The organism is Paenibacillus sp. FSL K6-1566, from assembly GCF_038050475.1.
Classification (GTDB): Bacteria; Bacillota; Bacilli; order Paenibacillales; family Paenibacillaceae; genus Paenibacillus_AQ; species Paenibacillus_AQ lactis.
Map to the genome: position 1 here is coordinate 2,661,819 of NZ_JBBOSR010000001.1, position 24,338 is coordinate 2,686,156.

The 24,338-nt window shown below is 52.6% G+C and carries 22 protein-coding genes; 21 read left to right on the forward strand and 1 reads right to left on the reverse strand.

Going from position 1 to position 24,338, the window contains the following annotated elements; genetic code table 11:
* Positions 1-10: 10 nt before the first annotated feature.
* The 17 genes from mutS to NST08_RS11710 all read left to right on the forward strand — a co-directional run bounded on the left by mutS (position 11) and on the right by NST08_RS11710 (position 20,688).
* Positions 11-2,815 (forward strand): DNA mismatch repair protein MutS, encoded by a 2,805-nt coding sequence (gene mutS / locus NST08_RS11630; protein WP_341341775.1) that lies wholly within the window; start codon positions 11-13, stop codon positions 2,813-2,815.
* 278 nt (positions 2,816-3,093) lie between these two features.
* Positions 3,094-5,073, forward strand: a complete 1,980-nt coding sequence (gene mutL / locus NST08_RS11635) for a DNA mismatch repair endonuclease MutL (protein WP_251536807.1) — start codon at positions 3,094-3,096, stop codon at positions 5,071-5,073.
* A 17-nt stretch (positions 5,074-5,090) separates the two neighbouring features.
* Positions 5,091-5,870: a class I SAM-dependent methyltransferase gene (locus tag NST08_RS11640; RefSeq protein WP_007129951.1), complete on the forward strand. Its 780-nt coding sequence runs from the start codon at positions 5,091-5,093 to the stop codon at positions 5,868-5,870.
* Positions 5,860-6,807 (forward strand): tRNA (adenosine(37)-N6)-dimethylallyltransferase MiaA, encoded by a 948-nt coding sequence (miaA, locus tag NST08_RS11645; protein WP_007129952.1) that lies wholly within the window; start codon positions 5,860-5,862, stop codon positions 6,805-6,807. The genes NST08_RS11640 and miaA overlap by 11 nt, the downstream gene beginning before the upstream one ends.
* 54 nt (positions 6,808-6,861) lie before the next feature.
* Positions 6,862-7,101 carry an RNA chaperone Hfq gene (gene hfq / locus NST08_RS11650; RefSeq protein ID WP_007129953.1) on the forward strand — a complete coding sequence of 80 codons (240 nt, stop codon included), beginning with the start codon at positions 6,862-6,864 and terminating at the stop codon, positions 7,099-7,101.
* 262 nt (positions 7,102-7,363) lie between these two features.
* Positions 7,364-10,045 carry a transglycosylase domain-containing protein gene (locus NST08_RS11655; protein ID WP_251536805.1) on the forward strand — a complete coding sequence of 894 codons (2,682 nt, stop codon included), beginning with the start codon at positions 7,364-7,366 and terminating at the stop codon, positions 10,043-10,045.
* A gap of 102 nt (positions 10,046-10,147) precedes the next feature.
* Positions 10,148-10,705, forward strand: a complete 558-nt coding sequence (locus NST08_RS11660; protein ID WP_028403546.1) for a DUF402 domain-containing protein — start codon at positions 10,148-10,150, stop codon at positions 10,703-10,705.
* A complete protein-coding gene (locus NST08_RS11665; RefSeq protein WP_028403545.1) occupies positions 10,705-11,364 on the forward strand; it encodes a YdcF family protein in 660 nt (219 codons plus the stop codon). Before NST08_RS11660 ends, NST08_RS11665 begins: the two co-directional genes overlap by 1 nt.
* An 82-nt stretch (positions 11,365-11,446) precedes the next feature.
* Positions 11,447-12,430, forward strand: coding sequence for an AAA family ATPase (locus tag NST08_RS11670; RefSeq protein WP_028403544.1), 984 nt, complete (start codon positions 11,447-11,449; stop codon positions 12,428-12,430).
* 126 nt (positions 12,431-12,556) lie between these two features.
* A complete protein-coding gene (gene hflX / locus NST08_RS11675; protein ID WP_341341776.1) occupies positions 12,557-13,843 on the forward strand; it encodes a GTPase HflX in 1,287 nt (428 codons plus the stop codon).
* 449 nt (positions 13,844-14,292) lie between these two features.
* A complete protein-coding gene (locus NST08_RS11680; protein WP_213615120.1) occupies positions 14,293-15,546 on the forward strand; it encodes a methionine gamma-lyase family protein in 1,254 nt (417 codons plus the stop codon).
* Positions 15,547-15,628: 82 nt separating this feature from the next.
* Positions 15,629-16,039: a MerR family transcriptional regulator gene (locus NST08_RS11685; protein ID WP_007129961.1), complete on the forward strand. Its 411-nt coding sequence runs from the start codon at positions 15,629-15,631 to the stop codon at positions 16,037-16,039.
* A 51-nt stretch (positions 16,040-16,090) separates the two neighbouring features.
* Positions 16,091-17,419 (forward strand): type I glutamate--ammonia ligase, encoded by a 1,329-nt coding sequence (gene glnA, locus NST08_RS11690; protein ID WP_007129962.1) that lies wholly within the window; start codon positions 16,091-16,093, stop codon positions 17,417-17,419.
* Between the two features lie 329 nt (positions 17,420-17,748).
* Positions 17,749-18,291, forward strand: coding sequence for an RNA polymerase sigma factor (locus tag NST08_RS11695; RefSeq protein WP_321184922.1), 543 nt, complete (start codon positions 17,749-17,751; stop codon positions 18,289-18,291).
* Complete coding sequence (locus NST08_RS11700; protein WP_007129964.1) at positions 18,288-19,103, forward strand: hypothetical protein; 816 nt, start codon at positions 18,288-18,290, stop codon at positions 19,101-19,103. The genes NST08_RS11695 and NST08_RS11700 overlap by 4 nt, the downstream gene beginning before the upstream one ends.
* 283 nt (positions 19,104-19,386) lie before the next feature.
* Positions 19,387-20,451 (forward strand): YeeE/YedE family protein, encoded by a 1,065-nt coding sequence (locus NST08_RS11705; protein WP_034272143.1) that lies wholly within the window; start codon positions 19,387-19,389, stop codon positions 20,449-20,451.
* A gap of 12 nt (positions 20,452-20,463) precedes the next feature.
* On the forward strand, positions 20,464-20,688 hold the full coding sequence (locus NST08_RS11710; protein WP_007129966.1) for a sulfurtransferase TusA family protein: 225 nt from the start codon (positions 20,464-20,466) through the stop codon (positions 20,686-20,688).
* 205 nt (positions 20,689-20,893) lie between these two features.
* Here the strand turns inward: NST08_RS11710 and lexA are convergent, their stop codons facing one another.
* Positions 20,894-21,520 carry a transcriptional repressor LexA gene (gene lexA, locus NST08_RS11715; RefSeq protein WP_007129967.1) on the reverse strand — a complete coding sequence of 209 codons (627 nt, stop codon included), beginning with the start codon at positions 21,518-21,520 and terminating at the stop codon, positions 20,894-20,896.
* 177 nt (positions 21,521-21,697) lie between these two features.
* Here lexA and NST08_RS11720 point away from each other — a divergent pair, with 177 nt between their 5' ends.
* The 4 genes from NST08_RS11720 to NST08_RS11735 all read left to right on the forward strand — a co-directional run bounded on the left by NST08_RS11720 (position 21,698) and on the right by NST08_RS11735 (position 24,121).
* A complete protein-coding gene (locus NST08_RS11720; protein WP_007129968.1) occupies positions 21,698-22,069 on the forward strand; it encodes a LysM peptidoglycan-binding domain-containing protein in 372 nt (123 codons plus the stop codon).
* A 273-nt stretch (positions 22,070-22,342) separates the two neighbouring features.
* Positions 22,343-22,549 carry a DUF896 domain-containing protein gene (locus NST08_RS11725; RefSeq protein ID WP_341341777.1) on the forward strand — a complete coding sequence of 69 codons (207 nt, stop codon included), beginning with the start codon at positions 22,343-22,345 and terminating at the stop codon, positions 22,547-22,549.
* A gap of 216 nt (positions 22,550-22,765) precedes the next feature.
* Entirely contained in the window at positions 22,766-23,290 is a 525-nt protein-coding gene (locus NST08_RS11730; protein ID WP_007129970.1) for a hypothetical protein, read from the forward strand.
* A gap of 39 nt (positions 23,291-23,329) precedes the next feature.
* Positions 23,330-24,121 (forward strand): HAD family hydrolase, encoded by a 792-nt coding sequence (locus NST08_RS11735; protein ID WP_007129971.1) that lies wholly within the window; start codon positions 23,330-23,332, stop codon positions 24,119-24,121.
* Positions 24,122-24,338 lie beyond the last annotated feature (217 nt).

The following is a 24,338-nucleotide window of genomic DNA, read 5'->3' on the forward strand; positions in this document are numbered from 1 at the left end:
GAGGTAAGTCATGGCTAAATATACGCCGATGATCGAGCAATATTTGAAAGTGAAGGAACAAGCGCAGGATGCGTTTCTTTTTTTCCGTCTGGGCGATTTCTATGAAATGTTTTTTGATGATGCGATTTTGGCTGCCAAGGAGCTGGAAATTACGCTGACCGGCCGCGAGGGCGGAGGCGCCGAGAAGATTCCGATGTGCGGCGTGCCTTATCATTCGGCAGAAGGCTATATTCAGCGTTTGATCGAAAAAGGCTACAAAGTGGCTATATGCGAGCAGATGGAGGATGCATCCGTCACGAAGGGCATGGTCCGCCGGGAGATCGTCCGGGTCGTCACGCCGGGAACGATCATGGAAGGCAAGGCGGTTAGCGATAAATCCAACAACTATATGGTGTGTGTAACGGAGGCGGGAGGTCTTCTGTCTCTTGCCGCATGCGATCTGTCGACCGGGGAGCTGTACGTCACCTCGGTGCCGTTCTCCGAGGAATGGCTGAGGGATGAGATCAATATTTACGAGCCGTCCGAAATTATCGGGGATGCCAAGCTGCTGGAGATCATTGCTTCCCAGGCGCTTCCCGGCAGCCGCAACGTGGTGCATACGGCATGGGAACGCCGGGAGGACGGTCTGGTCAAATCGCAATTCGGCGAGGCTGCCTGGGCCCGACTTGAGGAGGAGCGAAGAGCGTGCATCTCTCTCTTGATCTCGTACCTCAGCGAAACCCAGAAGCGTTCGCTCGGCCAGCTGACCCAGATCGATTCCTATGAACCGGGGCAATTCATGGTTCTGGATCCGTTCACCAGACGCAATCTGGAGCTGGTCGAAACGGTGAGGGAGCGGTCGAAGAAAGGCTCGCTGCTGTGGCTTCTGGATCAAACCGAGACGTCGATGGGAGCGAGGCTGCTTCGCCGCTGGATCGATAAGCCGCTCTTGTCCCGTGCGCGGATCGAGGAGCGGCTAGAGGCTGTTGAGCATTTGTACAACCAGTACATACTGCGTGAAGATTTGCGGATGGCGCTGAAGGAAATTTATGATCTCGAGCGTTTGGTAGGCCGGATCGCATTCGGCAGCGCCAACGGCCGCGATCTGAATGCGCTGAAGCTGTCGCTGCGGCAAGTCCCGGCGCTGAAGGAGCTGTGTGCGCAGTCAACCTCCGGTACGCTTCGCCGATTGGCGGAGGAGACCGATACATGCGAGGAATTGTATCAGCTTATCGAGGATGCCATCGTGGATGAACCGCCGGTTTCGGTGCGGGACGGGGGAATCATTAAGCCCGGTTACCATGAGCGGCTCGACGAGCTGCGGGAAGCGAGCACGAACGGCAAACGCTGGATCGCGGAGCTTGAAGCGAGGGAGCGCGCCGCAACGGGGATTAAGTCGCTTAAGATCGGCTACAACAAAGTGTTTGGCTATTATATTGAGGTCACGAAATCCAATTTGTCCTCATTGCCGGAAGGCCGGTATGAGCGCAAGCAGACGCTGGCGAATGCCGAGCGGTTCGTCACGCCTGAGCTTAAGGAGAAGGAAGGACTGATCCTTGAAGCGCAGGAGAAGATGGTCGATCTCGAATATGCTCTGTTCACCGAGCTGCGGGACAAGCTGAATATGCAGGTGTCCAGATTGCAGAAGCTGGCCGAAAGAATCGCTGAGATGGATGTGTATCAATCGCTGGCTGCGGTCAGTGCGGAGCACCGGTTCGTGAAGCCGGAGCTGAGCGATGGCTATGATTATATCGTCGAAGGCGGACGCCACCCGGTGGTGGAGGCGGTGATGAAGGATTCGGCATTTATCGCCAATGGAACGGAGCTGCGCAAGGAGGGTTCTTCCATCCTGCTGATCACCGGTCCGAACATGGCGGGAAAAAGCACGTATATGCGCCAGGTTGCGCTGCTGTCGATTCTGGCCCAGATCGGCTGCTTCGTGCCGGCGGAGCGCGCCGTCATTCCGCTGGTTGACCGCATCTTTACCCGGATCGGGGCCGCTGACGATCTGATCGGAGGCCAGAGCACCTTCATGGTGGAGATGGCCGATATTCAGGTCATGACCGAGAAGGCGACGCCCCGAAGCCTCATCATTATTGACGAGCTGGGACGGGGAACCTCCACGAGCGAGGGGATGGCGATCGCCCAAGCCGTGATCGAATATGTGCATGACCATATCGGCTGTAAGGCGCTTGTGTCGACGCATTTCCATGAGCTGGCCCATCTGCAGGAAAGCCTTAAGGGGCTTAGCAACTATTCGATGGCCGTTCAGGAAAGCGGGGACAAGGTGCATTTTCTGCGCAAGCTGATTCCGGGCGCCGCCGACAGCAGCTACGGCATATACTGCGCACGGCTGGCAGGTCTTCCGGGCAGCATCATCGATCGTGCCTACGGACTGCTGCAGGGCCTGGAGCAGGCTTCCTTGGCCGCTGTCGCTTCCGAGCATGGCGCTGCGCTCCAGCGTATCGAATCAGCACAAGGAGGCACTGTAGGAGGTTATGCCAACACGCGACAGCATGACGTTGTCAGGGAAGCGGTGGAGGCAGCCGAGCCATTGGCGAGGGCAGGATCAGAAAGCCTTGAGAGCCGCGAAAACGGCAGAATCGGAGAGGTGATTCAGCTCTCGATTTTTGACGATGAGGCTGTCAGAGAGCCGAAAAATGCCGCAATCGGCAAGGATAAAGCGGTTTTTGAGGAGGCAGGCGCCTCCGCTTCGCAGGATCCGTCCGTTCGGGCGCTCATCGAAGCGGTGAAGGGTGCAGACCTGATGAATATGACGCCGCTGCAAGCGATGCAGCTATTAAATGATCTGAAGATGAAGGCGAAGGATATGTAGCGGTGATTAGCCGATTCGCAATTGCAACCAGTCTGCATTGTGATTCAAAGCTGATTTGCATTGAGGCTCAAAGTATTAGCAGCTGCACAGAGCTCCATTGTGACCCAAAGCTGTTTTGCAATCTTAGCTACATTGTAGTCACATTGTAGTCACATTCTAGTGAAAGCTGCGCTGTAATTACAGAAGTTTTGTTCACGAAGTAAGTAATGGTAATTGAGCCTGCAGTTTATAAGACGAAATTGCATTTAAATACAGCAAGGAAACGGAGGTAGGGGATCATGGGAAAAATTCGCGTATTGGACGAGCATATTGCGAACCAGATTGCAGCCGGTGAGGTGGTTGAACGGCCTGCCTCCGTGGTGAAGGAGCTTGTGGAGAACGCGATCGATGCCGGCAGCACGAGAATCGACGTGGCCGTCGAGGAAGGCGGCCTGGACAGCATCCGCGTAACGGATAACGGCTCCGGCATCGATCCCGACGATTGCGAGACCGCCTTCTACCGGCATGCGACGAGCAAGATTGCCGAGGGGCGAGATCTGTTCCAGATCATCAGCCTCGGATTTCGGGGCGAAGCGCTCCCTTCGATCGCGGCGGTGTCCAAGGTGCGCGTCGTGACGTCGAATGAACAGGACGGCCGCGGGCGTAAAATCGAAATCGAGGGCGGCAACCTGCGTGTGAACGAAGAGACCGCTGCGCCTAAAGGGACGGATTTCCTTGTCAGGGAATTGTTTTACAACACGCCGGCAAGGCTGAAATATATGAAGACGATTCAAACGGAGCTGGGCCATATTTCCGATTATATGTACCGCTTGGCGCTGTCGAGACCGGATATCGCGTTCACGCTGCGCCATAACGGCAACACTCTCCTGCAGACGCTCGGAAACGGAGATGCCCTGCAGGTCATCGCGGCCATTTACGGCACCCAATCCGCGAAAGCGATGATGAAAATCGAAGCGGAGAATATGGACTATACCCTTCAGGGGTATATTAGCCGCCCTGATTTTACCAGGGCCAACCGGAACGGCATGTCCTTGATCGTCAATGGACGATATATTCGAAACTACGGTCTGATGCAGGCGGTGCTGAAGGGATACCATACGCTCCTGCCGATCAACCGGTACCCGCTCGTCGTGCTTCAGCTGTCGATGCACCCGTCGCTAATCGACGTAAACGTCCATCCGTCCAAGCTGGAGGTCCGCTTCAGCAAGGAGCCGGAGCTGTTCTCGTTCATAGAAGAAGCGGTTCGGAATGTGCTCCGGCAGGAGATCCTCATTCCGCGCCCGGCTAAGCAAACGATCGGCAAGAGCGATAACGCTTTTATCCAGGAGCAGCTGAATTTTCCTGCTCCATCCTATGGAGCGCCGGCTCGCGGGGAGCGTGCGGAGATCCCTCAAGACGGCTTGGGCGGCAAGCCCCCGGGTGAATCTTCTGGGCGTGAATTCCGGCGGGAGACGCCGCCGAGACCGGATTCGCTGCAAGAATCCGTAACGGGCTCTTCCGGAGACTACAAGGAATGGACTGCACAGCAGCCGCAGACGAGGGAAACGGCTGCGGCGGCCGCGTATCCTTCGAAGCCAAGCTATGAGGACCGTGCGGCGGATCGCAGATCGGCCAATGTGCCGGCCGTCACGAAGGAATGGATGGCGGCGGCATCGGGCCCGGCTCCGGACATTCCGCCGTTTCCGCAGCTAACCTATATCGGGCAGCATCATGGAACCTATATTATCGCGCAAAATGAGACCGGCCTGTATCTGATCGACCAGCACGCGGCTCATGAGCGCATTAACTACGAATACTACTATGAGCAATTCGGCAAGCCTGCGGATGCCTCGCAAGAGCTGCTGCTGCCGATAACGCTGGAGTTCACGCCTTCGGAAACGGAGAAGGTGAAGGAACGCCTGCATTGGTTCGAGAAGGCCGGCGTATACATGGAATTTTTCGGAGGGAACACCTTCCTGGTCCGTTCCCATCCGTTCTGGTTCCCGAAAGGCGATGAGAAGGGCTTGATCGAGGAAATGGCCGAGTGGGTGCTGAACGAGCGGCACATCGATATTGCCAAGCTAAGGGAAGCTTCCTCGATCATGTGCTCCTGCAAAGCCTCAATTAAAGCGAACCAGAAGCTGACCGAGCAGGAGGCCATGACGCTGATCCGGCGTTTGGCCGAGTGCCGGCAGCCGTATACCTGCCCGCACGGACGACCGATTGTCGTCTCCTTCTCCCCGTACGATTTGGAGAAAATGTTCAAGCGCGTCATGTAACAGCAAGGAGGAAATTCATGATTATTACAACTGGAGAAGCGGAAGCGCCTGACATCGTGGAACGCGCCAAGCGCCTAGCCCAGGAAACCGGCTGCCGGTATGTTCCAAGAGGCGGCCAATCGTTAAGAAAGCTGGCCCGCCGGATGGGCGAAGAGGACGTGCTGGTCGTCTTGCACGAGCATGTCCGCTTAAGCGGTCCGGATGGCTCGGTCACGGAGTTTCACCCCAGCATGGGCTTTGTAAGGCTGAAGCGGGTGCTTCGCGGCAAACCGGACCCGATGCTGGAGGCTTCGCGCATGGAGGAGGGCGACTCGGTGCTCGACTGCACGGCAGGGCTGGGCGCGGACGCGCTTGTTTTTTCCGGAAAAGGCGGGCCGAACAGCCGCGTGGTTGCACTGGAGAGCTCCCTGCCGCTGTTCGCGATGCTGAAAGAGGGGCTCAGGACCTATAAGAGCCAGTTCGAGGCGAGTGATCAAGCGATGAGGCGCATTATGGTCAAGCATGGACATCATTTGGAATATTTACGGTCGCTGCCGGACCGAAGCGTCGATATCGTCTATTTTGATCCGATGTTCCGTGACCCGATTACAAGCTCCGACTCGATGAATCCGCTCAGACTCTATGCGAACGGCGAGCCGCTGGATGAGGAAAGCGTGAAGCAGGCGGTCAGAGTGGCCCGCAAAACCGTTGTCATGAAGGAAACGCGGTACAGCGGCGAGTTCGAGCGATTGGGCTTTACGGTCATGCAGCGGGGGCAGTCGAAAACTACGTACGGAGTGATATCCATTGACAGTTGAATCCAAACCGAGATTGCTTGTTCTGATCGGTCCTACAGCCGTCGGCAAAACGAAAATGAGCATCGAGATCGCCAAAGCCTTTAATTGCGAAATTATTTCCGGCGATTCCATGCAGGTATACCGCGGCATGGATATCGGGACCGCCAAAATTACGAAAGACGAGATGGAGGGGGTTCCCCACCACTTGATCGATATCCATGAACCGGATTACCCTTACTCGGTGGCGGAATTTCAGGAGCAGTCCCAGCGCTTGATTACCGAAATTACGGAGCGCGGCAAGCTGCCCTTCATCGTCGGCGGCACAGGGCTTTATGTCGAATCCGTCTGCTACGGCTACCAATTCAGCGAGAGCGGAGCGGATGAGGAATTTCGCAAGGAGCAGTTCCGTTATGCGGATGAATACGGGGCGGAGGCGCTTCACCGGAGGCTTGCGGAAGTGGACCCGGAGAGCGCGGAGCGGCTGCATCCGAACGATCTGCGCCGGGTCGTTCGTGCTTTGGAAGTATTCCATGTGACCGGCATCCCACTTTCGTCCCAGTTGGCCCCTCAGAAGAAGGAGTCTCCGTACCGATTATGCCTGGTCGGTTTGACAATGGACAGGCAAATGCTATATAACCGTATTGAAGAGCGAATCGATCTGATGTTGAAGCAGGGGCTCGTCGAAGAGGTGGCAGCGCTAATGGAGAAAGGGTTCGGCCCCGGGCTTGTTGCGATGCAGGGTCTTGGCTACAAGGAAATCGTTTCGTATCTTCAAGGGGAATGCAGCTATGAGGAAGCGGTGACGCTGCTCAAGCGCGATACCCGCCGGTTTGCGAAGAGGCAGCTATCTTGGTTCCGCCATATGAAGGACATCGAGTGGGTAGACGTCACCGACTCGGGAAATTTTTCTGCGAACTATCAAAAAATCCGTGCTATAATAGCAGGAAAGTTTCACTAATATCTTGAATATATTCTTCAAAACAATCTAATTGAACCATTGGGGGTACGGCTAATGAACAAGTCCATCAACATCCAAGATACGTTCTTGAACCAACTGCGCAAAGAGAACATCCCGGCTACGGTATACCTGACCAACGGCTTTCAGATCCGTGGAACGATCAAGGCTTTTGACAACTTTACCATCGTGATTGACAGCGACGGCCGTCAGCAAATGGTGTACAAGCATGCCATCTCCACGTTCATGCCGCAGCGCAATGTTTCCCTGATGCAGGATAGCAGCAACGATCAATAAAATTCACGGATTTTTGCACGATATGCTTGGGATAATGTCTCTATACCTGGATTTCCCTAATCATCGCTGCAATCATGAGGTCATTAGCGGCCCTGGCTTCTTGGAATGATCGCGTCCTGATTAACTTGAAACTTTTTGGTTTATATTTCGTTTAGTTTATAAGGAGTGCAGAGAGCAACCTGAGAAGGTTGTTCTTTTCTTTCCGAGAGTCTGTAATGTGTACAGAGTTTTGTATCCCGCAAGGGAGCAAGGAGGGGGACAAATGGCTGGAAGAGATAACGAGATGTCCAGGGTGAACAAAAACAAAGATAACCCGAAGGCATCCAAAGGATCCAAATCAGGGTCGAAGAAGAAGAAAAAAGGCAGAGGCAAGCGGATTGCATGGGCTTTGTTTTTTACGGCGGTTATCGCCATATTTTGCGCCCTGGCAGGGTATCTGTTTATCTTGGTCAGCGGCGAGAAGCTTCTGGATCAGAATAAGGATAAACTGACCGCTTACGGTACCTCGAAAGTATATGATCGACAAGGCAATTTAATGGGCGAATTGTCGATCCAGAAGAGCGATCCGGTTGAATACAAGGATATTCCGGAGCAACTGGTTAATGCATTTATAGCAACAGAGGATAGACGATTCTGGGAACATAACGGCGTCGACATTTGGTCGATCGGCCGCGCTGCCGTGAAGGATATTATGGCCCGTTCCATGGTGGAGGGCGGAAGTACGATCACCCAGCAGCTGGCGAAAAATATTTTTCTGACCCGGGACAAAACCTTCTTCCGCAAAGCGACCGAAATGTCGATCGCGCTGGCGCTGGAGCGGAAGCACAGCAAGGAAGAGATCATTGAAATGTATTTGAACCGGATTAACTTCGGCGGACCTTACTACGGCATTAAGGCGGCTTCCGAGCGTTATTTCGGCAAATCGGATCTTAAGGAGCTTGAGTTGTGGGAAATGGCAACGCTGGCCGCCATGCCGAAGGGGCCTTCCCGGTACAACCCGCTGAAAAATCCGGAGCTGTCCAAGGAGCGCCGTGCGGTCGTGCTGACGCTGATGGAGCAGCAGGGCTATATTACGGCCGAAGAGGCCGAGAAGGCGAAGAAAGTCGATTACGACTATACGCCGCCGGAAAGAAAGCAGAAATATACGGCCTTTATCGACTACGTCATGGATGAGGCTGAGGAGAAGTGGGGGCTTACCGAGGACGATTTGAATATCGGTGGCTACCAGATCTATACGACGATGGACGCGAACGCCCAGCAGGCGATGGAGGAAGAATTCAACAATCCGGCCAACTTTGAAGAGAGCCCGGATGAGGAGATCGTTCAAGGCTCCATGGTTATCATTAATCAGGAGAACGGCGGGATCGTGGCGATATCGGGCGGCAGAGAGTATATGCGCGGCGGATTCAACCGTGCGACCGACAGCCGTCGTCAGCCGGGCTCGGCACTGAAGCCGATCGTGTCGTATGCGCCGGCTCTGGAATCCGGCAACTTTACGAAGGATTCCAGGCTGAGCAACAAGAAGCAATGCTTCGGGGATTACTGTCCGAACAATCTGCATGGATACTCCGATACGATCAGCATGCCGGAAGCGATTCAGCGCTCCGAGAACATCCCGGCGGTATGGCTGCTGAACCAGATCGGGGTTAAAACCGGGGTCGAGTTCGCCAAGAGTCTGGGCATCCAGATGACGGAGGCCGACGCGAACCTGTCCCTGGCTCTTGGCGGCATGAATTCCGGAACGAACACGTTCGAGATGGCTCAAGCGTTCAGCGCATTCGCCAATGGCGGCGAGCTGAAGGAAGCATTCGCAATTAAGGAAATACGGAATAATCAAGGCAAAGTCGTGCATGAGAATAAGGGAAGCAAGGGCAAGCGAGTCATGAGCGAGTCGACGGCTTCCCAGATGACGGAAATGATGGAGCGTGTCGTTCAGGACGGAACGGGCCGGAATGCCCGGATCAGCCGTCCGGTTGCCGGTAAAACCGGCACGACGCAAAGCGGCTACGAAGGCATCAGTTCCAACCGTGACGTCTGGTTTGTCGGTTACACGCCGGAACTGACGGCGGCCGTATGGATGGGATACGACAAACCGAACAAGCAGCATCTGCTGAAGCGAAGCAGCTCAATGTCCGCAGCGCTCTGGGGCAAGATTATGGAGAGGGCGGTTCAGTCCTATGAGCCGAAAAACTTCCCGAGCACCGAGCCGGCCCCGCCGGTGGTGGAGACGCCGAAGCTAGAGCCTGTCAGCGGCCTGACCGGATCTTATGACGGCGCGAATCAGACCGTCTATCTGAGCTGGAATGGCGTTCAGGGCAGCGGCATTCAATACCGGATTTACCGCCGGGAAACCTCGGAGAGCGAATTCACGCGGATTCTGAATGCGGTGAACAGCACCTCCACGGATGATATGAGCGCGATGGAGGGGCTGACGTACGAATATTACGTAACGGCCTATGACCCGGCAACGGATCAAGAATCCGAGCGCTCGAACGTGCTGCAGATCGCTGCCGTATCCGAGCTGCCGCCGGATGATCTTGAGCCGGATCCGGGGGATATTGAGGATGTGATTCCGCCGGATGAAGGAGATGCCGGCGATGGCATCGACATACCAAATGGCGAAGACAACGGTAACGGCCAAGATAACGGCAACGGCCAAGGCAATGGAAACGGCCAGGGCAACGGCAATGGTCAAGGCAACGGAAATGGAAACGGTCAAGGCAATGGCCAAGGAAACGGCCATGACAATGGCGGTACCAATCCGCCTGCGGACGGCGGACAGGGCGATGGATCCGGGTCGGATGCGGGTGATGGCACGGGCGGCGAGGATTCGGGAACGATTGAAGGCACCACCGATTCGGGCAACGTCACGACGGTTCCCGGAACCATCGTGGAGCCGGATGTTCCGGCCACCGAGTCTGATCCTAACCAAGTTAGTCCATAATGAACAAAGAAGCCTTCGCGGATAAAAGCGAGGGCTTCTTTGTTTTGAGTGTGAAACCTAAATGTGGTAAGCTGGGAATACGATATGGGGAGGAAGAGTTCCATGAAACGTAAATTCGGAGATCGGGCAAATTGGCGCCGTATCACCCGCCGGCACTTCACTTCCCGGTATGTGGATTCCGAGCAATTCACAGGGTACCTGACCTTATACACCATATATGGCCTGAAAGAACCATTATGGAAAACCTATGGCCGCCATACATACCGCATTGCGGACAAAGGCTACTCTTGGCTGCAGTATTATCCGAAGGACAGCCATTATATCGTTACGGCCATGTTTGACGATAAGCGAAACATCGTGCAGTGGTATATCGATATTTGCAAGAAGCAGGGCGTAACCGACCAGGGCGTACCGTGGTTCGATGATTTGTATCTGGACGTTGTGGTCGTCAGCAATGGCGAAGTATTTTTGCTGGATGAGGATGAGCTGGAGGATGCCCTGAACCGCAATGATATTACCCGCGACGACTATCGGTTGGCCAAAGTAACGGCGAAAAGCCTGCTCCGGGCGATCGATGCCCATGAATTCCCCTATTTCATGATGTCTCTGGAGCATCGGCAGCAGCTATTTCATAACGGCGAATTCAGGAGGAAGTCATAATGCGGCAGGAAATAAACGGAGAAGAGCGGGTTATACGTTCCAAGACCGGGAAGAAACTATGGATGAAGAGGGCTCTGTATGCGCTGCTTACCCTCGTTGCGGCTGGCGTATTATGGTCAGGGTATGCGTATTGGAAAATCGAAAGCGCCGTCAGCAATCCGGCTGACAAGGCGGACGTCGGCATCATACTCGGGGCATCCATGTGGGGAGATCAGCCGAGTCCGGGGCTCCGCGAACGGCTTGAGCATGCTCTCACCGAGTATAAGGAAGGGCGGTTTGGCACGTTTATCGTAACCGGCGGACTCGACAAGCCCGGCTATCCTTACACCGAAGCCGAAGGGATGCGCAATTATTTAGTAGCGGCGGGTGTTCCGGAGAGCGACATTTTTTTGGAAAACGAAGCGACCAGCACCTATGAGAATTTGCTGTACAGCCAGGCAATTATGAAAGAGCAGGGATGGAAGACCGCGATCATCATCACGCATGATTATCACGGCACTAGATCGATGGAAGTGGCGGCGACGCTCGGCTATGAGCGGCCAACGGTTTCGCTGACGAAATCTACCGTGCTGCCGATGGCGAAGCATAAATCCAGGGAAGTGCTTGCCTATACGAAATGGACGGCCGATCGGCTTCTGATTGCAGCCGGGCTCCTATGAGGACGAAACTTCTAATAAGCAGGCTGTCAGTAGAATACATTGGAATAGATAGTCAGCCCTTTGGATAAAGAGGTGAGGAGCTATGAACGGGCGAGTAACGGCCGTAAACGGCCGATCTGAAGGACGGCCATCCAGACAGATTAATGTCGTGCTCCGCAGCGCGGAACCTCCGCTTATCAGCAGCGCAGTTCCCGAGCGGGAACCGTCCCCTTCGCCAAACCCTGTTTCCCAGCACAGTCTATTCCAGGAAATACAGAAGGAGCTGGATCAGCTTGTAGGTTTGGATCAAATTAAAGAGCTGGTTTTTGAAATTTATGCCCTGCTTCAGGTGGCCCAGATGAGATCAGAGGCGGGCTTGCTCAGCGGCGGTCATGTATTCCATATGATTTTCAAGGGAAATCCCGGAACTGGCAAAACGACGGTAGCCCGCATCATCGCTAAGCTGTTTCAGAAGATGGGGGTGCTCAATAAGGGGCATCTCGTCGAGGTAGAGCGGGCGGATCTCGTCGGCGAATACATCGGCCATACGGCACAGAAAACGAGAGATTTGGTGAAGAAGGCGCTGGGCGGTATTCTGTTTATCGATGAGGCGTACAGCTTGGCGCGGGGCGGCGAGAAGGATTTCGGCAAGGAAGCGATCGATACGCTGGTAAAAGCGATGGAGGATCACAAGAATCAGTTTGTGCTCATCCTGGCCGGCTACAGCGATGAGATTGATTATTTCATGAGCACGAATCCCGGCCTGCATTCCCGTTTTCCGATTCAGATGGAATTCCCGGATTATAATTTGGATCAGCTGATCCAAATCTCCGAGCTGATGGCGAAGGAGCGCGATTACATCCTCATGCCCCAGTCGCTCGGGAAGCTCAAGGAGCATCTGCAGAACGAGAAGGAGCAGCGGCTGCATGCGTTCAGCAACGCCCGTTATGTTCGCAATTTGATCGAGAAATCGATCCGCAATCAATCGGTCCGTCTTCTGAATCAGTATGTCACGGGGAACCCCGGAAAGCTGGAGCTGATGACGCTTCGGCCGGAAGACTTTAAATTAAACGGAAAATTACAATGATTTGCCGCGGTTTTTCGGCCATAATGAAGAGGTAACGCAGCATTCGCTTTGAAGGGTTGGTTTAGAAGGGGCGAATGCGGGTTGTATATGTTTTAAGGTACGTTATTGTTCAAAGGAGCTGGATATATGGCAAATATAACACATGATACCTCGACCGAGATTGAAGATAAAGCGATATTGGTGAGCTTGGTGACCGATGCGGTGAAGCGCTCAGGCATCAATCCGGAGCATTCGCTGCAGGAGCTGGTGCAGCTTGCCGAGACGGCAGGCGTGACCGTGCTGGATGTCATCACGCAGAACCGGGAAACGCCGGATTCGAAATGGTTTATCGGTAAAGGAAAAGTAGAGGAGCTGCGCATGGCTGTTGACGGCCTCGGAGCGACTACGGCTATTTTTGACCAGGAGCTTTCAGGGGCCCAGGTTCGTAATCTGGAGGAAGCGCTGGATGTGAAGATCATTGATCGGACCCAGCTGATTCTCGATATTTTTGCACAGCGGGCCAAGACGCGAGAGGGCATCATCCAGGTTGAGCTGGCGCAGCTCACCTATTTGCTGCCGCGTCTGTCGGGTCACGGCAAGAACCTGTCGCGCCTCGGGGCAGGGATCGGGACACGCGGACCGGGTGAAACCAAGCTGGAGACGGACCGCCGGCATATCCGCGACCGGATCAGCGATTTGAAACGCCAGCTGGATGAAGTAACGCGGCATCGCAATCTTCACCGCGAGCGCCGCAAGAAGAGCGGTGCCGTCCAGGTAGCCTTGGTAGGCTATACGAATGCGGGGAAGTCCACCCTGCTGAACCGTCTGACCAATGCCGACGTTTACATTGAGAATCAGCTGTTCGCAACACTCGACCCGACCTCCAGAGTGCTGGGGCTGCCTAGCGGCAAGGAAGTCGTGCTGACGGATACGGTCGGATTCATTCAGAACCTGCCACATGATCTGGTAGCGGCATTCCGCGCAACGCTTGAGGAGGCCAACGAAGCGGACCTGATTCTCCATGTGGTCGATGCGTCCTCCACGATGCGGGAGGAGCAGATGGCGGTCGTCCAATCGATTCTGGAGGACCTCGGAGCAGCGGATAAACCGCAAATTGTCCTGTTCAATAAGAAGGACGCCTGCCAGCCGGAGCAGCTAGAAATGCTGCCTTCCGGAGACGGCTACTTGAAGATCAGCGCTTATGATGACGAAGATTTGACCAGCGTCCGCGAAACGATCCAGGAGCGTTTATCTGGCGGGAACGTGACGTTCCGGATTCCGGCTGACCGGGGCGATTTAAGCTCGGTTGTGTACCGGGTAGGAGATGTCATTGAGCAAACCTTTGACGAGTCCGATATTTTGTACGAGGTGAGGATCAACAAGGCCGATTACGAAAAAATGGGATATCTTCTGGAGGATTATGTCCAGCAATGAGCGGCATAGCGGCAGCGATCGTCTACATGGTTGTTGTCTATAGTCATGGTTGATTGTCTATCGTTAGGCCGCATGCCGGCGGTGAAACCGCGGATGATAGTATGCTTGTTGCGGGATGAAGGACGGATCGTGAAAGTAAGCGAGGCATGAATCAGAATACGAAATCAATTGCAAGTAGAGCCCCAATTCCGGGGCTTTATTTGCGGTTGGGCGGAGTTGGCCGACCCGGATACTCTTAAAAGAAATGGTTGGACCAATGATGGAATCAAGGGGAACCGCGGGTGACAGGGCAGGCCTGTCCGTGCGGCGTTGTAAGGTGGTCCGCTGCCTTATGCCTGAGGAGAGAAGTAGATCATGCAAACGGATCGAGAGGTCAACGGTCGCAACCACCAAGCGAAATATGTTAAGATGTGAGACATGATGTGTTATAGAGGAGAGAGCTGTACGAGATGGTGAAATTTTCGCAAGATTTAATGGATTTAAGCGAGCAGATTGAATGGAACATAGCAGATCGGGTACGTGAGATCGACCGGATCGTAGACTTTAACCAGTGGAAGGTGATCGATGCTTTCCAGAAATACCAGGTGAGCGACTATCACTTCGCGAATTCCACCGGTTATGGATATAATGATCGCGGGCGGGAAGTGCTGGACGAGGTGTATGCGGAAGTGTTCGGGACCGAGTCCGCGCTGGTACGTCCGCATTTTGCTTCCGGGACCCATACGATTTCGGCTGCGTTATTCGGCGTGCTGCGCCCGGGGGATGAGCTGCTGTATATTACCGGACGACCCTACGATACGCTGCATAAGGTCATCGGACAAGCGGGCGACGGCACCGGCTCGCTACGGGATTTCGGCATCGGGTATGGAGAGGTAGCGCTGACCGAAGAAGGCGGCATCGACTGGGAAGGTGTGGAGAAGGCGATTAAACCGGAGACGAAGGTTATCGGGATTCAACGCTCCAGAGGATATGATTGGCGCTCTTCTTTCACGGTGTCCCAAATTGGCGAGATGGTCAGCCGGCTCAAAGCGATTCGCGAGGATTTGATCGTGTTTGTCGACAACTGTTACGGTGAATTTACGGAAACGATGGAGCCTACCGAGGTTGGCGTGGATTTGATGGCCGGCTCGCTGATCAAAAATCCAGGAGGAGGCATTGCAGAAACCGGAGGGTATATTTGCGGCAAGGAATCCTACGTGGAACTGGCCGCTTACCGCTTGACCGCTCCCGGCATCGGACGCGAAGTGGGGGCTATGCTCGGAACGACGCGCTCGATGTATCAAGGGCTGTTTCTTGCCCCTTCCACGGTTGGACAGGCGGTGAAAGGAAGCCTATATGCAGCGGCTATGTTCGAAGCGGTCGGCTTCATAACCAAGCCAGGCTGGAAAGAGACGCGGACCGACCTGATCCAAGCGGTGTCGTTTACAAGCCCGGAGCATCTGATCGCTTTCGTGCAAGGTATTCAGAGAGCGGCAGCGGTTGACAGTCACGTCGTGCCTGAGCCGTGGGACATGCCGGGTTATGAGCATCCGGTGATTATGGCGGCAGGAACCTTTATTCAAGGAGGAAGCCTGGAGCTGTCCGCAGACGCGCCGATTCGTGAACCCTATATCGGTTATATGCAGGGCGGGCTAACCTATTCTCATGTTAAATACGGGGTACTTATGTCACTTCAACGAATGAAGGATCGCAATCTCTTGTGAGTTATTCTTACATGCGGTTGACGCAGCTGATCAGGAAATGTACAATAAGATCAGAATAGACCACTTGGAAGGTTGATGAGATATGGGTGATGAGATTCGGAGGAATATGGCGTTATTTCCGATTGGCATCGTGATGAAGCTTACGGATTTATCCGCCAGACAAATTCGTTATTATGAACAGCATAATTTGATTGTCCCCGCACGCACATCTGGTAATCAGCGCCTGTTCTCCTTCAATGATGTCGAGCGTCTCCTGGAGATCAAGGCATTGATTGAGAAGGGCGTCAATATCGCCGGCATCAAGCAGGTCATGAACCCTGTCACGAAGGAGTCCGAGGAGGCTACCGTGATCACTGCGGATACGGAAAGCAAACGCCGGGAAATGTCGGAGTCTCAGCTGCGGCGTTTACTGAAGCAGGAATTGATTACCGCTAAAAGACCGGGTCAGGTTTCATTGATTCAAGGGGAGTTATCCCGGTTTTTTAATAAATAAAGAAGCAGTTTAATTCTTGACCAAGCCATTCATGACAAAGGAGAGGGTAAAGTGAGTTATACCAAAGAGGACATACTACGCATTTGCAAAGAGGAAAATGTTCGTTTTATCCGCTTGCAGTTCACGGACTTGCTCGGGACCATTAAGAACGTTGAAATTCCGGTAAGCCAACTGCCTAAAGCGCTTGATAATAAAATGATGTTCGACGGCTCTTCCATCGAAGGTTATGTGCGTATCGAGGAATCCGATATGTATCTGTACCCGGACCTGGATACGTTTATGATTTTCCCATGGGTATCCGAAGATCGCGTTGCCCGTATGATTTGCGACGTGTATCTGCCTGACGGCACACCTTTTCCAGGTGATCCTCGCGGTATACTCAAGCGATGCCTGAAGGAAGCCGAAGAAATGGGCTTCACCTCGATGAATGTCGGCCCAGAGCCGGAGTTCTTCTTGTTCAAGACCGATGAAAAAGGCAATCCGACGATGGAATTGAACGACCAAGGCGGATACTTTGACCTCGCCCCTACAGACCTTGGCGAGAACTGCCGCCGCGATATCGTATTGACCCTGGAAGAGATGGGCTTCGAGATCGAAGCTTCCCACCACGAGGTAGCTCCGGGGCAGCATGAAATCGACTTTAAATATGCAGACGCCGTAAAGGCGGCCGACCAGATTCAAACCTTCAAGCTGGTAGTTAAAACCATTGCCCGCCAGCATGGTCTGATCGCTACGTTTATGCCGAAGCCGCTCTTCGGTGTGAACGGTTCGGGTATGCACTGCAACCAATCGCTGTTCAAAGGCGCGGAGAATGCATTCGTTGACGAGTCGGATGAGCTCGGCCTGAGCAAGACGGCGCGGCATTACATGGCCGGTATCCTGAAGCATGCCCGTGCATTCACGGTGATTACGAACCCGACGGTCAACTCGTATAAGCGTCTTGTACCAGGCTATGAAGCTCCTTGCTACGTGGCATGGTCTGCGAGCAACCGCAGCCCGATGATTCGTATTCCGGCTTCCCGCGGACTGAGCACGCGGATTGAGGTTCGTAACCCGGATCCGGCCGCTAACCCGTACCTGGCCCTGGCGGTTATGCTGAAAGCCGGATTAGACGGCATTAAGCGCGAGCTGGCGCTGCCAGCGCCGATTGACCGCAACATTTACGTGATGAGTGAAGAGGAGCGCATCGAGGAAGGCATTCCAAGCTTGCCGGCCGACCTGAAGGAAGCGCTGAATGAGCTGGTCCGCAACGAGGTGATTTGCGAAGCGCTCGGCGACCATGCGCTGGCTCACTTCTACGAGCTGAAAGAAATCGAGTGGGATATGTACCGTACGCAAGTTCACCAATGGGAACGCGATCAGTACATCACCATGTATTAATAGAGGAATCCCTTGCGCCGTATGGCGTGGGGGATTTTTTTGCTTGGGGGCAATTTAATTATTGAGGTTATTTCGAAGGGTGTGCCCCCAAAACACCCCTAGAAAATCTGTTTTCTATGCCTTGTGGCAAATTCAAGCTTGGACGGCATATCCATCCATCTGAGCTCATCAGAACAGGAAAATATTGCTAGAAAATTTGTGAAGATTCTGGGTCGCTCGGAGGATACGGCCTGCACCTGCTAATGACAGTCGTGCTCGCTGCGGGAAGGATAAATTTTTCTTCAATAAAAGGGAACTTTTCGCCCTGAGTTGGACTCTAATTGGATGAGGTGAATCGGTTGGAGTTCGAATACGTCAAGCACATGGCTTCCATGGATACCGACACGTTAGACGCGATCATGGAGCATTACGGTAGTGACATCTGGAATTATGCATACTTTTTGACGGGGCAGCACGCGCTTGCGGACGACATTGCTCAAGAAGTCTTTATCAAAGCTTATTACGGCATACATACCTTTCGCGGACAATCCAGTTTGAAAACTTGGCTGCTTACGATCACGCGGCATACGGCTTTTCGGCACAAGAAGTCATTTTTTCTAAGGCGCGTAACCTTATTGGATCGGATTCAACCGGCAGGGCACAGCATCTCGGCGGAGACGGAGTATCTGGACAGACAATATACGGACGATATCTGGGATATCATCATGGAGCTCCCGGTTAAATTCCGAGAGGTGCTCGTACTGGATCTTCATTATGATATGCCGATTCAACAGATTGCCGAGCTGCTGGGGATTGCGGCCGGAACGGTTAAATCCAGGCTGTATCGGGCTAGGCAAAAAGTACAGAACAAACTGGGGGAGCATCAGATATGAACGAGCATAAACCTGGGTGGTATGAAAGGGCGAAGAATGGGCCGTTTGATGCCGAGTTGTTGCTGCCTGATCTAAAGAGGCGGGTGCATAAGCGTCTGAAGGAGGGGGAGGGCCGGAGTACAAGGACGCTCAAGCGTCGCAGGAATTGGACGGCAGCCATCGCCGGCGTTTTGTTGATTATCGCTATCCTTTGGATGGGGGGAGGAGATCCATTTTCGCCAAAGTCGAAGCCAGAGACGGTTCCGCTGGCGACGGAGGCAGCAAACCGGCAAGCCGGAACGGTTCGTGCGCAAGGGACCGGGCCGGAAGGGAAGCTGCTCGTCGTAGCGGAAGGAAGCGAGGCCGTTCAACGGCTCGGTGCTCCAAGCTGTTTCGGAATTGAAACGGATCTTTCTTTTTCGGGAAGGTATCATGTCATCCACGCAGCTGCAGATGGCAGCGAAACCGAAATCGGAGTGTTGGAAGATCGGACATTTATCCAGCCGAATTCGGAACCGGTTGAAATGATCCGCTTGCCGCTTCAGGATGCGGACGTATTTTTGCTTGCCCCGCAGTATCGGGATTGCCATGCCATCGAAATTTATGCTTTCGCCATGGATCGGGGAACCGGCGAAGCCTTCCCGCTTTCGTTCAAGGAAGGAGTGGGCAGCTTTGTCACTTCCTACTACAAGCCGCTGAGCCAGCCTATGGTAAGAATGAATCGATTGGTGCTGGAATCAACGGAAGGGCCGGGAGGCGAAGGCTCGCCCGATTTTGACGGGGAGCGCGAGTACAGGCTTGATCTCCGGGAGAGAGCCCTTATTCTGGAATGATGTGCAATATATAATGAGCATCCTTCGGGGTGCTTTTTTTAATAACTTTTTTAAACCCGGTTAGCTTTTAGTGCAGATTCCCATGGATATTCAAACTAGAGAACAAAACCCGCATGTGAAACATGCGGTTGATTAAAACGACTAAGAAAATATCGGGATTTGTAACTTTTTTCCTGATCAAAAATCATTGACTCCTTGGATTAGTGTAAGTAAAATCGTATAGTATACAAAGTATATTGAATTAGTCGGATTAATAGATAAGGGGGCATCGAATTTGGCACAAATGATTATCACAGGGTTATTATGCGGTGCTTTACTCGGATTTGTTATGCAGCGGGGTCGCTTTTGTCTGACAGGTGGATTCCGGGACATGTATCTTACAAAAGATAACCGGATGTTCTACGCCTTGCTGATCGCGATCAGCGTACAGAGTATCGGCGTATTCGCATTGATCCAGATGGGACTTATTCAGTTCCAAGCCGGCGAGTTTAACTGGCTGGCTACGATCCTTGGTTCTTTCATATTTGGAATCGGCATTATATTGGCCGGCGGCTGTGCGACAGGAACATGGTATCGGGCAGGGGAAGGGCTTATTGGAAGCTGGATCGCTCTTTTCGGGTACATGGGGATGAGCGCTGTTATGAAATCCGGGGCCCTGTCGCCGGTGAACAACAGCCTCAAAGGAATTTCAACACCAACGAACTCCATTCCGGCCACGTTCGGTTTATCGGTATGGCCATTTATCGCTTTACTTGCTCTGATTACTATTTTTCTTGTCGTCAAGCAGCTGCGCAAGCCAAAAGTGTTTATTCCGTCGCTGCCGCCGAAGCGTAAAGGCCTTAACCATCTATTGTTCGAGAAACGATGGCATCCGTTCGTCACCGCGATTCTCGTCGGATTGGTTGCGCTGTTGGCATGGCCGCTCAGCGAAGCGACAGGCAGAATGTCGGGGCTAGGAATTACCACGCCTTCCGCTAACATTCTTCAGTATCTGGTAACCGGAGATGGCGATAAATATTTGAATTGGGGCGTGTTCCTTGTACTGGGGATATTCCTCGGCTCGTTCATCGCAGCCAAAGGAAGCCGCGAGTTTCGCTTTCGGGCTCCTGATGCCAAGACGGCCGTATCCAGTTTTTCCGGCGGCATTTTGATGGGCTTCGGGGCAAGCTGGGCAGGCGGCTGCTCTATTGGAAACGGTCTGGTCATGACGGCGATGATGACATGGCAAGGATGGGTTTCATTATTCTTCATGATTTTAGGTACGTGGGCAGCTTCTTATTTTGTATATGTGCGACCACGTGCCAGCGCCAAGAAGAAGGCGGCAGTTTATCAAACGACAACGGCTTAGGAGGTTATATTAATGAAACAAAAATTAGCTGTACTTGGAATGGTATGTCCTTTTCCTTTGATAGAAGCGAAAGAAGCGATGGAATCTCTAAAAAGCGGCGACGAACTGGAGATTGATTTTGACTGCACGCAGGCAACGGAAAGCATTCCGCGTTGGGCTGCTGAAGCGGGCCACAAAATTACTAATTTCGTTCAGCTTACGGATGCATCCTGGTCGATTACGGTTCAGAAGAAGTAACGGATCATACTAGGTCGTGACTGAAGTTATCAACGGATAAAAAAATATATATCAAAATGGCCGGTCATTTGTTTGATCGGCCATCCCTATATCAGCCCAACTTGCTAATTTCCTTTCGTCAACGTGGAAATCTCCGCCCGAATAATAAAGCCCGCTCATCCTCTTGTTGAAAGAGGGAGCGGGCTTCTAATGTGTAGATTTTATGCTAGTGAACATCGCGGAACAATCCAATGACTTTGCCGAGGATCGTCACATGATTAAGTCGCAGCGGCTCATAACTAGGGTTCTCCGGCTGCAGCCGGATATGGTCCTTCTCCTTGTAAAAGGTCTTCACCGTTGCTTCGTCCTCTTCGGTCATGGCCACCACAATATCGCCGTTATCGGCGGTCTGCTGTTGACGTACGATCACATAATCGCCGCTGTGGATGCCTGCTTCGATCATACTGTCACCGACGACGGACAACATAAACACCTTGTCGTCCCCGACATAGTGCTGCGGCAGAGGGAAGTAATCTTCGATGTTCTCGGTCGCCGTGATCGGAACACCTGCTGTAACTTTGCCGACCACGGGAACCCGGGCGATGGTGTGGGTAAACAGGTTGCTGCTCTCGGATTCTTCCTGGCCAAGCAGCTCAATGGCTCTTGGCTTCGTAGGGTCGCGGCGGATCAAGCCTTTCTTCTCCAGGCGGTCAAGATGGCCGTGGACCGTTGAACTGGAAGCTAGTCCGACAGCCTCGCCGATTTCCCGGACAGAAGGCGGATAGCCTTTGCTACGAACTTCGTTTCGGATAAACTCTAAGATCGCCAGCTGGCGGCTGGATATTTTCGACATGCCGTATCAACCCCATTTAGTAACGTTTGGGAAAATTATAACATAGAACTGCCGTTCGTACAAACATAAGTTCTAAAATTATTGGAACAAATGTTCGATTGGGTATTGAAACAAACAGGTGTTCGTGTTATTATCGATTTGTAGTTAAGAGAACACTTGTTTGGGGGATGATATTTCATGTTGAAATATAGTACATACCGCAGCATTTATGAGAACATACCGACAGAGACGGATTCCGACTCCGAAGCCTGGATCCATCAGATAAAGTCAAAGATCGTTTCACTTCCATTAACGAAACTGCTGATCATTCTGCTCATCGTTGTATTCGGTTGGACAGGCGCATATTCCGTGTTCGCAGGAGGAACGGAAGAACCCACCGGAGAGAAGCTAGTTATTGTTCAATCGGGTGACTCCTTGTGGAAGATCGCTTCCGTTCATAAGCCAGAGAATGTGGACATACGGGTATATATCGATACCATTCGCAGAAATAACGGGCTGAAGGGTCCGGATATTCAGGCAGGCGACGTATTGTCATTGCCGGTATGGTAAGCGTCCATGCAGGTAACGGCACTCTTAGTCGTTCGGTTTAGATCTTAATATATAGTAGGAAGTGAAATTCGCCATTTCACAGATCGATGAGGTCGTATTTGAAATCTACTATATAATGATTGAATTTGTCGCACTCTTTATGATATAGATCATGACATTCATTCCTTAATATGTTTATATTCGCTGAATGCAAGAGCTTGCAAGGGTGGTCGCCTTGACAAGCTCTTTTTCACATGGTTAAGTTATAATGATATTTGAAATGGAGGAGAAACCATGGACATCGATACTTTGGTAGAACGCATCAATCTATTGGCACTTAAGCAGAAAAGCGAGGGTTTGACCGAAGAGGAAATGAAGGAACGCGCAGAGCTTCGGGAAATCTACCTTAACAATATCCGCAGAAACTTCAGACAGCAGCTGGAATCGATCGAGTGGGTCGATGAGAACGAGCAAAAAGGCGGCCCCCGTCTGAAGCACTAGGTTTTGTCGATACATCCTGAAGGACTCATTAGGGCTTCAAATGATGTTTTATTATCAAGCCGGGATGCTGCATGAACGAAGCACTGCTGCTTCCCGGATATAAATGAGTTGAGTTTAAGAAAACGATGCAGGCAAGGGAGTATATTGCCATAACATCCATTCATTTATTCAACTTTTATAGATAGCACAGGCGATATCAGATTTGGGAGGAACGATATGTCAAGATCTTGGGAACGAAAAGTCAGCAAAAATATGCAACAACTGAACAAAAAACGGAAGAAGCAGGGAATGTCCACCTATCAGGGATCTGCCATTTCCGATACAATGGACGTGTTTAAGGGACGGAAATATGTGCTGCCGATCGTATTGCTTGCCCTTGCGGCTCTTTATGCGCTTCTCGGCTCCGCGGCAGCTAAAGCGACGGGCGATAGCAATGGGGTCCTGAACTGGGTCGGTGTCGGCTTGTACATTCTGCTTGCATTGATGATTTTCCTGCGCAAGCCTTATCTGAAGATCGAACGCGCATCCGTGTCCACCATGAAGTTTAATCGGGAGCGAAGATTGGCCGCTTCGGAGATCGAGAAGATTAAAATTGCTTCTGGCTCTGTCGTCATACAAGGCAAGGGGAAAGCAGGCAACTGGGTGTTTTCGCGTATGATCAATTTGTACGACACTCAGGCGATGGGAGAACGGCTTGAAGAGTTCGCGAAGGCCCATCATATTCCGGTAGAACATCATTAATATATATAGCGCCTAAACGAACAAAGGGAGAGGGAGAACATGCCGATTACTGCCGTATTGTTTGACTTGGATGATACGTTGTTGTGGGATGAACGAAGTGTGGAAGAAGCTTTTGAAGTGACAGCCGAAGCAGGTGCCGCTGCAGCTGGGGTTGATGCCAAGGAGTTGCTGAATGCGGTACGGGAAGAAGCAAGATCGCTGTACGCATCCTATGACACCTTTGCATTTACCCAGATGATCGGGATCAATCCATTCGAAGGGCTGTGGGCGAATTTTACGGCTGGGTCGCAGCCGGAATTCCGGAAATTGCAGGAGCTCGCACCGATGTATCGGAAGGAATCCTGGCGTCGCGGTCTTGCTCGTGTTGGCGTTGAGAATGAAAGCCTTGCCGAAACGCTGGCGGAGCGGTTTGCGTCAGAGCGCAGATCCAGACCCTATGTGTATGAAGAAACATTCGACGTGCTGAAGGAGCTGCAAGGAAAGGTGCAGCTGCTGCTGCTCACAAACGGCAGCCCTGATCTTCAGCAGGAAAAGCTTGATGGTGTTCCCGAGCTGGTTCCTTATTTCGATCACATTGTCATTTCAGGCGACTTCGGCAAAGGCAAGCCGGATGTGTCGATCTTCCAGCATGCGCTTGAACTGCTTGGCGCGAAGCCTGGAGAGGCTGTCATGGTCGGCGATAAGCTGACGACGGATATCAAGGGAGGCAATGCGGCCGGACTGCATACCGTTTGGATTAATCGGGTAGATCGGCCCAAGGATCCGGCCATTGTTCCGGAATTTGAGATTAAGCATCTGTCCGAGCTACACGCCATCCTGGCTGCGCTTTAAAAACGAAAATGTCAATCGATACGTCCGAAGAAGCAAATCGTTAGTGACGAGTACATATGGCACAGCCTGGACGCGGTAATCGCGAATCCGGGCTGTTTTTCTATCGAGATCTTGTCATCACGACCCGTTAAATCCCTGTGAGAAACGTCACACAATTGTAAGCTTCGTGAGATCGAAAAAAAAGGTTCTTGGGATATAATGATGGTGAGCAGATTCT

Bases quoted from the DNA above. Each gene is read 5' to 3' on its own strand.
- NST08_RS11640 (WP_007129951.1), top strand. From the start codon at position 5,091: ATGATTATTACAACTGGAGAAGCGGAAGCGCCTGACATCGTGGAACGC.
- hfq (WP_007129953.1), top strand. From the start codon at position 6,862: ATGAACAAGTCCATCAACATCCAAGATACGTTCTTGAACCAACTGCGC.
- NST08_RS11665 (WP_028403545.1), top strand. From the start codon at position 10,705: ATGCGGCAGGAAATAAACGGAGAAGAGCGGGTTATACGTTCCAAGACC.
- mutL (WP_251536807.1), top strand. From the start codon at position 3,094: ATGGGAAAAATTCGCGTATTGGACGAGCATATTGCGAACCAGATTGCA.
- NST08_RS11670 (WP_028403544.1), top strand. From the start codon at position 11,447: ATGAACGGGCGAGTAACGGCCGTAAACGGCCGATCTGAAGGACGGCCA.
- NST08_RS11660 (WP_028403546.1), top strand. From the start codon at position 10,148: ATGAAACGTAAATTCGGAGATCGGGCAAATTGGCGCCGTATCACCCGC.
- lexA (WP_007129967.1), bottom strand. From the start codon at position 21,520: ATGTCGAAAATATCCAGCCGCCAGCTGGCGATCTTAGAGTTTATCCGA.
- NST08_RS11735 (WP_007129971.1), top strand. From the start codon at position 23,330: ATGCCGATTACTGCCGTATTGTTTGACTTGGATGATACGTTGTTGTGG.
- mutS (WP_341341775.1), top strand. From the start codon at position 11: ATGGCTAAATATACGCCGATGATCGAGCAATATTTGAAAGTGAAGGAA.
- NST08_RS11655 (WP_251536805.1), top strand. From the start codon at position 7,364: ATGGCTGGAAGAGATAACGAGATGTCCAGGGTGAACAAAAACAAAGAT.
- NST08_RS11720 (WP_007129968.1), top strand. From the start codon at position 21,698: ATGTTGAAATATAGTACATACCGCAGCATTTATGAGAACATACCGACA.
- NST08_RS11725 (WP_341341777.1), top strand. From the start codon at position 22,343: ATGGACATCGATACTTTGGTAGAACGCATCAATCTATTGGCACTTAAG.
- NST08_RS11700 (WP_007129964.1), top strand. From the start codon at position 18,288: ATGAACGAGCATAAACCTGGGTGGTATGAAAGGGCGAAGAATGGGCCG.
- hflX (WP_341341776.1), top strand. From the start codon at position 12,557: ATGGCAAATATAACACATGATACCTCGACCGAGATTGAAGATAAAGCG.
- NST08_RS11705 (WP_034272143.1), top strand. From the start codon at position 19,387: ATGATTATCACAGGGTTATTATGCGGTGCTTTACTCGGATTTGTTATG.
- NST08_RS11710 (WP_007129966.1), top strand. From the start codon at position 20,464: ATGAAACAAAAATTAGCTGTACTTGGAATGGTATGTCCTTTTCCTTTG.
- NST08_RS11680 (WP_213615120.1), top strand. From the start codon at position 14,293: ATGGTGAAATTTTCGCAAGATTTAATGGATTTAAGCGAGCAGATTGAA.
- NST08_RS11730 (WP_007129970.1), top strand. From the start codon at position 22,766: ATGTCAAGATCTTGGGAACGAAAAGTCAGCAAAAATATGCAACAACTG.
- NST08_RS11685 (WP_007129961.1), top strand. From the start codon at position 15,629: ATGGGTGATGAGATTCGGAGGAATATGGCGTTATTTCCGATTGGCATC.